This window comes from Pseudomonas sp. GXM4, from assembly GCF_008923895.1.
Classification (GTDB): domain Bacteria; phylum Pseudomonadota; class Gammaproteobacteria; order Pseudomonadales; family Pseudomonadaceae; genus Aquipseudomonas; species Aquipseudomonas atacamensis.
In genome coordinates, this window is sequence record NZ_WBRZ01000252.1 from 1 (window position 1) to 7,858 (window position 7,858).

General features: G+C 57.0%; 3 protein-coding genes. All 3 read right to left on the bottom strand.

Going from position 1 to position 7,858, the window contains the following annotated elements; translation table 11 throughout:
- A partial coding sequence (locus F8N49_RS22690; protein ID WP_256675500.1) for a neuraminidase-like domain-containing protein occupies window positions 1–1,762 on the bottom strand: 1,762 nt, incomplete at its 3' end.
- Between the two features lie 65 nt (window positions 1,763–1,827).
- Window positions 1,828–5,475, bottom strand: coding sequence for a Tc toxin subunit A (locus F8N49_RS22695; RefSeq protein ID WP_151552691.1), 3,648 nt, complete (start codon window positions 5,473–5,475; stop codon window positions 1,828–1,830).
- 151 nt (window positions 5,476–5,626) lie between these two features.
- A partial coding sequence (locus F8N49_RS22700) for a hypothetical protein (RefSeq protein WP_256675501.1) occupies window positions 5,627–7,858 on the bottom strand: 2,232 nt, incomplete at its 5' end.

The window sequence follows — 7,858 nt, forward strand, 5'->3', positions numbered from 1 at the left end:
CGCGCAACCGAGTGGCGATCAAATGCGGCAGGTGGCAAAACAGCTCCCAGAAGTTCAGACCATTGGCACCGTCGAAGGCACCATTGGGTGGTTCAACGAACTCTGCGCCGATCGGCGACGGCTCGCGAATGAACTGGTTGGACCAGTCCAGCACGGCGTCCACGGAAATATTCGAGCATCGCACCAGTTCCGAGCCAAACAAGGAATTGAGCCGAATGAATTTCAACGCCAGTCCAGTTTGATTGAATGAAAGAAACTGTGCCCCGTCGGTACTGTTCTTGTGCAGAGCTGGCGGGACGAAATCCATGAGATCGACAATCGTCAGGTCGAACTCTTTCTGTCCTGTCGGGGAAGTGGGAGAGGCGAATGAAAAAGTGACTGGCGTGGGCCAGGTGCCTTTCGTCCGCGAGGAAGTCCACGACTGAGTTACCCAGCCCCCGCCTGCATCCTGTTCTTCGAGGATCGGCGGCGGGTCACTATCAGAAGGCTGACCTGCAATTCGCAGCTCCATTTTCAACCGAGCGCTGTCCAGGCCCGTGGGGCTGCAAAAACCCTGCACCGTCAGCACATCTTTGTCATCCGCGCGCGTTGCCATAACGTGCAGATCGAGATAGGGCGTGAGGGAACCATGGTTCGTTATGCGAGTGACAACAGTCACCTGACTGTTCAGTGGGTGCTGAACCGTATCGTTGCTGACGAATCGCTCCTCAAGTGCCAGGTCCAGCCACGCGCCGCCGTCCAGCAGGGGGCGCATCAGAACGTCGTAGACACCATGCACCCGCAGACTGCCGGATGGCGAAGATAGGTTGCCCGTCAGTAAAATCCCCAACTTGCCCTTCGGATTCAGATAATCGACCTGCACCGTCGCAATCAATCGGCTGCTCGCCAAAAGCTCGTTCTTGTGTTCTGAACTGTGCACGCACAACGGCGCAGACCACTGCCCGTTCTGCTTCATGAATGCCAGATTGATCACCACTTTGCTCGGGCTGAGCGCCTCCGCTGCGCTACCGACGACCGCGTCGCGCCATTCGGCCCAGACCACACATAACCGGCCATTCCAGAACACCGGGCGAATATCCAGAACCTGATCGGCGGTCGGGATTTCCACGGCTTGCCATTCACTCCAGACCGCCGGATTGACCGCTACGCTGGTTGCGCCCAGCTCGATCTCGGCCTTGCGCCAGAAATACTGAAACGGTTGCACCCGCTGCCGCCCCAGAAAGTAGTAATCGGCTTTGGCCGGTGTCACGCCGTCCATGAAGCAGCTGGTCACATCGAGATCGCAGATTTGTTCGAATGCCTGCAAATAATCCTGCAGCGCAGCCTGCACGGTATCTCTGTCCAAACGGGCCTGGTTCAAGTTGTTTTCCAGATTCTTGAACAGACTGGTTTTGCGCAGTCGCACCGATGGAACGATGAAGTTTTCCGCATAGCATGAAACTTGGTGGGGCACGGTCCAGTCGGGATAATTGCTGAAAATCTCCCATTCGCGCAGATGACGCTTGTCGAACTCGTGATCCTGGAACCCTGGTTCCAGCTTTCGATACACCGCATGGATGTACTGCTGCACACAACTTATCGCTTCGGCAACTCTGGAACTCTTCACCTGATAAGTATCCAGAGGGTCCATGCGCAGCAATTCAAACAAGTCTTCAGGTGTTTTCAGAAAAGGGTATTTATCATTGGCCACTTGACCGATGCAGTATTCGAGCAGTGCCGAGCGACGTTTTTCCAGCAACCCGCCAATATTACTCAGTGCCATGATCTTGCTCCTTGGAATATGGCCCGGGGAAAAACGTTCGCCAGGCGGTACGCAACGCCCTGCCGCTACTCCCTGGCAAAGGTAATGGCATTGGGGAATATTCTTTCGCTTTCCCCAGACTGAGAGCGAACACTGAACACGAATGTGCCGCCCGTCTTGCTTGAGACAAAAACCCGGGTAAGCCCCTGCTGATCAGTGAACCCCTGCGCCGGCCGAATAGTGGTGGCATCCATCTTCGCGGGCGGAACGCTCTTGCCGAACCACTCCACGAGCGAGTTTTGTCCGCGGTTGCCGTAGGCGTCCTCCAGCACCGCATACAGCTCTACTTCATGACCGTGTTTCACTGTTTCCAAAGGCGTAGGTGAAAGTTCCGCAATCGGGAACGACAACGTAGCGAAGTCAGCGCTGATTTCTATGGGAGGAGCGTATTGCGGCTCGAACAAGTCCAGCCAAAACATGGGCGTGTCGCGGCCCATGACCTTGCCGGGGATAAATTCGGCCAAAAGTGTGCCGTCCGTGCCGGTCGCCTTGTATTCAATGGTTCCCAATGTGGCGCGCCAATAAACATTGACGCCACTGAGCGACTTTCCATTGGCGTCTTTGAGGGTCACTTTATAAGTGACTTTTTCGCCTGGTTTGTTGGCCACGACGGTGCTGTGATCCACCACTTCGCACGTGATTGTGACCAGTTCTTTGACGTCGCCTGGAACATGCACGATCGGGGCACTAGTATCGGACTCGCCAAGCAGCGCATGTTCAGCGGCATCGGCATAGGATTTTTTGTCGACGGTTTCGGGCAGATTACCAATGAGAAAAATCGTTAACGCATCCATGCCGGTCTCGGTGGACAGCACCAGCACGCGCATCAACAAATCGAGCTGGGCGAGGTTTTTCAACACCTTCAGGTCGGGATCGATGCGGCTCACACATTCGCGCACTTCCTGAACGCTCCAGCCAAAAAAATCGGCCAGTTTGATCGCCGCCGCCTGTTGTGCCAGCCATCTCGCATCTCCGGTGACATCCGGCAATGCGTTGACCTGACGCAGGTAGTCCAACAGCTTCTGTGGCGGTTGGCCGCTCGAGGTTGAGGCAAGAGCGAAAGCGCGCGTGAGCGAGGTCAGGTAATAAAGCGTGCGCACCGTCAACGCATGCTTGTCATCCTGAACCAGCCAGTCCTTGTAGCCGCTATCCAGATAATCCTGCAACAGCGCCGCGCTTAACCCCAGTGTCGACACCACCTCACTGCGGCGGCGAACTTCAGCCAGCAAATCGAATGATGCTTCGGCAATTCGGGGGCGAGTTCGGCCGGCCCCTTCGCTCCCCGCATCCGCTTGCTCCAGCACATGCAGCAGTAACTGATGCACCGTGACGTCTGCCCAGTTCAGGACCGGCAATGCCTGATCCACGCCAACGCCGGCGTATGCCGCCAGCGTCTCCTTGACCAGCGAAGTCTGCGTATCGCGCATTTGTAAAAACGCGCTGAGCATGCTGTCGATGATGTTCTGGCGCAATGCTGTCTCGACCTCGCCCAAAGCACTGTCGACCGCCCAGGAGATTTTTTCATGAACGAAGGCCAAGTACATCTCAGCGCTTCCCTGCGGGGGCAGGATCAAACCATGCCCGTCGGTTATCGGCCCCAGGTTGTCGGCGGATGTCGCGAGAAATTCTATCCAGTCCGCGGCCCCGGCTGCCGGAACGCCTGCCATGAGAAAAGTGCTATTGGACAGCTGTGCAGTCGGCAGCAAATTGCGAATCTGCTCGAAAAACTGCTCATCCTGTTCGGATGGATCCTGAGCCGGTGGCGCAGAAACCGCATGCTGCAACACCCACAACACCGGCAGATTGTTTTGCGCGCACCACTGCACGCAACTTTGCATAGCCTCGATCAGCTCCAGCGCATCCGGTGAACCGTCCGGTACATCGTGAATGACAGGAGTGCCGGCCAAGCCGTTGACCCAGTCATCGCCGCCCAGGATCGATAGCATCAGCACGCCTTCAACCGGAGTGATGCTCAACAGCCGGGCCAGTCTCACCAAACGGTAGAAGCTCGAGATGATCGCTGCGTTGCGCTTCAATTTGTCGGTAAAGCCATGAGCCTTGGCCACTGCGTTCGCCAGCACGTAATAAGTCTGCGGATCAATCGCCAGACCACTGCAGAGCTGGCTGATCGTCAGATCCACCTCGCCCGGTATCGGCGCCACCGCAAACTCTTCGTTGTCGAGCTTGAAAGGCTCGCGATAACCGGTTTGAAAATTGAACACCTGATCGAATTGCGAGAGCGCTTCACCGCGGCCATAAACCGACAGCTCACCCACAAACACAGCAAAGTCCGCGGCGGTGCATTCGTAGCGCTCGCGCAACGTCTGGAACAACCCAAGCGCATGAACCGCGCCACTGGAGATGTCCATCTCGTTGCTGTGACCTTTCGTTGAATTGCCGCGCCCTGTTGCCCGGATGACCGATGTCAACACTGTGTCCACCTGTTCGAACGGCAATCCTGTCCAGTTGGCCAGGCGCACCATCTGATTTATCCGGGTATATCGGTTGAACCCGATGGCTTCGTCGGGGCTGACCGTCAATCGAAGGAGAGGCTTGGTTGCAGGATCGATTCGCAATGCGGGCGCAGTGTTGTCATTGATATAGATCGACCCTGAGCGCTCGCTTTCCGGATGCTCGGGCTTGACATCGGCATAAGTCACATTGGCCGAGCGCACGGGAGCAAAGTCGCCAATCGACAGCAGGGCTTCGATTTGTCGACTGTCGAGTTTGGTGCGCCCACCCAAGAACACCACCTGATTGAGGTTCTGGTATTTGTCGAGGTTGGTGGTACCAAAGTTGTGCGCAAAAAAAGCTTCGCGAAGTTCGAAATCCGCACGCGGTTCTGTCAGCAACAGGCGCTGATAAGGGCCAAGCCGCGAGGCATGGGCGAAACCCTTTGCAGTATTGGCACCTCGAGCATTGGCTTGCAGAAAATAGGGATAAGCCAGGTCGACCCGGTGCTCGAAGTCGCCCACCGACAAGTCGTGAAACTGCGCGATACCATCAATAGTGACCCAATGCTGGTAATAAGGCAGGCCATTGGGATAGCGGGCTTCGATCAGTGCGTCTTCGGTCGACTCGATATCCGTGTTCGCCTCGATGAATTTCTCCAGCACCTCGACGATGATGTCTACAGACGAGATCGATTGATAAACCGCATTGAAGTCGACGTTCAGTGCCAGCAAATCCGTGCGCCGGTTATGCAGCGCATATTTTTCTTCCTGGTTGATGCCCTCCAGACGGTCACGAACCCAGCGCAACAAGTCGATCAGATAGGCTACTGGCGACCAGATGGACTCCAGCGCATCTGGCGGGCACAGTGCAGCAAAATCGGTACCGATCAGAGCGTGATAATTGGGACCGTCCACGATCGATAACAAACCGCTGGAGCTGCGCTTTGGCGCGGGCCTGGTGCCCCGCAGCGTCTGCTCGATAAAATGGCGCCGCTGAGACGTGGCCAGGCTATTGGCGCCGCGCCAATATTGTTGCGCTTGCTCAACGCTGAGCTGATGCTCTTGGACCATGCATTGAACCCCCTTTTCAACCAGTGGATAAATTGATCCACCGTTTTGCAGGTATGTCTCGAGGTTCTGCAGTCCGACGTTCTGTGCTCGTTGTTCCTTGCTGAACAACTGATCGAACAGCTGCAGGGGGGGACGGCGCGAATCAACCATGATCAGATTTCCTTAAGGCGACAACTGGCCCGCGCAACCTGACGTCCGTCGTCAGGCTGCACATTCAATGAGTACGATTGAGCGCTTCGAATGTCGTCAAGTCCACTGTCAGTTATGACAGGCTTTATAGCCGTTCGTCGGAAGCCGCGTTTCAGGAATTGTCGTTGCCCAAGCGTGCGGCTTCGACTTCAAAACGCGCACTGTCGGCCCAATCGGACACCGTCGCGTCATCCGCTGCGTCAGTCAGCGTCTGCCGGAATCGGTACCAGTTGCCCGCCAGAGGCAGTGCCCTTGTCGCCTCCCCACGCCAGTGCCCATCGACCACAGTTACCTGAGCCAGCCACTGAACATCCGGGTTGTACCAACTCACGAGGGCGCCCACGCCCGGACGGCCCTTGCCGCTGAACTGCACTGGATGACTGATCCAGCGTCCCGGCACCGGCTCGTCGAGGGCTGGCACAAAAGTACCCAAAATGACCGAGCGCAGGGTTTCAAATGATTCGAACCCGTCCAGTGATGCGATTGCCTCCAGCCGGTAAAGCCCCCCGTCGGGTGGACTTGTATCAAGCATCACTGACCAGGTGCGATTTTCCTGCACGATGGCGCTTGCCGGTTCTGAGCGCGTGGCTCCGACCAGCGTCACCGTGACCGTATCGCCCGGCACACCAAAACCGCACACCACCACCTGCTGCCCGATGGCATCGCCCTCGATCGGGGTTTCAAGGAAGGGGGCAGCTGGCACAACGTCAAAGTGCAGCGGCTCGCTGTCTTTCGACTCCTGCAGTTTGCCGCTTTCATCCGTGAATTTTTGCCGGGCCCAGATCGTTTTGCTGCCCACCGGCAACGTCACTTCGGCTTGCCAATTGCCCGCCCAATCCACAATGACATCACTGAGCAGAGGTTCGGCAAGCCCTTGCAGACAGACTTCGACAACCCCGCCCCTCATGCCCGTCCCCTTGAGCAGCGCGGTTCGTGGCAACTTGCCGTTTGGTATCGGCTGGAGAACTTCCGGCGGCAGCAGCACCACCGTGAATTCATGCTCGTCACTGCGTAGCGACGGTCGACCGTCCAGTGTTTGCTGGGCGTCAAAGGTGTAGAGCCTGAATTGCTCAAGGCTCAGGTCAATCGACCAGTCGCCATCCTGGCTCAATATTTTCGGATCGCCCAAGGGGCGATCAAACTGCTTGTCGCGCAGTTGCAAAGTCGCGCCCACCATACCCATCGCGCCCTCGACCGTTACAGCACGACCGACTTGCGAGCCGTCCGGCGGCTGGGTGATCACTGGCGTGACCATCGCTCTCCTGACAATGAAGGTCGTGGACGTCGGCTGCGAAGTTTGCTGAGCGGCGACTTGGGTTACCGTGACGGTATGTGTGATATCCAGGGCAAATTCTTTGTCGCGCCTGAACTGCCAAGTGCCAGCACTGACGATGCCCTCGTGCACAATGCCGGTTTCGTCGCTGTACTCAATGTTCACGGTCGCACCCGGCCAGCACGTGCCGCTGAACCTGGGCGAAAGTCCGTCATCTTCAGGCTCGTTCAGGCCAGGGGCTTGCGGCGGGATGGTGACTTTGAGGACAAACCAGTTTGGTGACTCGTGACCGTCGAGATATTGCTTTATGTGTACTTCACGTTCGAACGAGGGTCCCCAGACCGTTGAAGCCTGGGTTGCCCACCGCCCGCCGACGACCTCCACTTCAGGCGCTTCAAGATATGGGCTATTGGGCCTGCGTGGCTGTACCAAGGCTCCGTTGAAACCTTTGCCGCTGAAGGTCGGTTGGTAGTCGTTGGTGAATTGCACATCACTGACATCGGGGAGAATGTTTCTGACTTCGAAGGTCAGCGGCAGCGAGTCGATCCAGCCGCTGGCGTTGTCAGCGATTTTTTGAATGATGGTGACGTTATAGGTACCGACAGTCCACTCCTGCGCTGCGGTGCTCCATGTGCCACCCGGCATCACTTCGGCATTTGCGGGCGTGGGAACTTGCACCGCCCCCCCGCTGACGGTGAACTGGATTTCAGATTTGCGTTTGGGATCGTAATAACCCTTGCCGGAGAAAGTTACGGTAGTTCCAGCGAAGGTGACGGTGGGCTGTTGCAGGGTGGGCGGGCGAATCCTGAAGGCTTGTGGTGCACTGCGTCCGGATGACACACCATCCAGATCCTGTTCGACGACCAGGCTGATCGCCCCTGGCGGCACTTTGATCATCCCCTCCCAAGCCCCGTCTGCATTGCTAATGACTTCCCAGCCAAGAGCAGGATCATTTGTCAGATCAAAAAATGCTCTCAATCGCGCCCCGGCCAGGCCGTTGCTTCCTTTCAGAAGGAAGTCTTGTTCATAAACCGTTCCCGCAGGTGGCTTGGATATTAGCGGCACCCCCAT

Coding starts and splice junctions, on each gene's coding strand:
- F8N49_RS22695 (WP_151552691.1), bottom strand. CDS start 5,475: ATGGTTGATTCGCGCCGTCCCCCCCTGCAGCTGTTCGATCAGTTGTTC.